Annotated in this window: 1 pseudogene; it reads right to left on the bottom strand. The window is 38.4% G+C overall.

The features are described 5' to 3' along the window. Positions 1-884 (bottom strand): annotated as a pseudogene (locus L693_RS0100420) (transcriptional regulator); the annotation flags it as partial. Positions 885-1,077: the final 193 nt, after the last annotated feature.

Below are 1,077 nucleotides of genomic sequence, written 5' to 3'. Positions count from 1 at the left end.
TTTTTCCATTTCAAGGTTTCTTCATCCGTATCCGTTACCCAACTTAAATCAGAATACTTTCTAATATGATTAAATGCCTGTTCGTAATCTCTTCTTTCGCCACAGGCTTGCATTCGAAGTAAATGTGAGAATGCCCAGTAAGCAAACAAAGGGAAGCTGGGCTGCCTTGAATTTTCTTTTTTCACACGATGTTGCTGTTTGCTCAATTTGTATTGAATCTCAGCCTTTTCTCCCAAAGCTTTAGCGAATAATTCCACTTTGTCCCATTTACGTAACGAACGATATGTATTCGCTAAATCCTTTAAACCATCTAGTTGGTCTAGTTCGTCCAAACGAACAACGTAGGTTGTAAACTGCACGGCTGCTTCATAGTTTTTTTCTTGGTCATCCCCTTGCCTGCTCTGAAACAGGCGGTACTGACATAGAGCCAAGCGCTCCGAGTGCTGCTTATTCTCAGTTAGAGCCACATTTTCATAAAGTATAGCCGCCGCTTCATACAAACCGTCTTCAAAAAATTGTTCAGCTAGTTCAAATAATGGAGTAGCATAGCTTAACTTATCCAATAACATATTCACGACTTGCTGAATACAATCCAATTTATTCAACTTTGCACAACTTTCCAGATAGGGACTCATTCTACGCCAGTTGGGGTTAGTATCAGCCAAACATTCGGGGATATAACGCTCATAATAATAGCCGACGGGGTGTCCCATCGCTTCTGTAATTCGGTCTAACTGATAGACTGAAAATTTACGGTTTCCATTAACGAGACCGCTAACTGTGCCGGGGTTCATATTCGACACTCTTGCGAAATCACTAATGTTTAGATCATTCTCATGCATGTATTTAACCAATTCTGTAAGTATCGTGGTTGTATTGGACAAAATAAACCACCCCTTTAAAGGAAACTTATTAGGATATCAACTCATTAAAAAAGACTATTGCAATCCAATGATAGAATAGAATTACCACAATGCATTATACCATCTTTTGGAACAAAATCATATACCTTTCATATTTGTACCACGATACCTTTTAGGATAGTTTACAATGATTTCTTGATTAAGGGTATCATCA

Origin of the sequence: Paenibacillus sp. 1-18 (genome assembly GCF_000520755.1) — a bacterium.
GTDB lineage: Bacteria > Bacillota > Bacilli > Paenibacillales > Paenibacillaceae > Paenibacillus > Paenibacillus brasilensis.
Note: the sequence above shows the minus strand (reverse complement) of the source record. Positions and strands in the feature narration are given on the sequence as shown.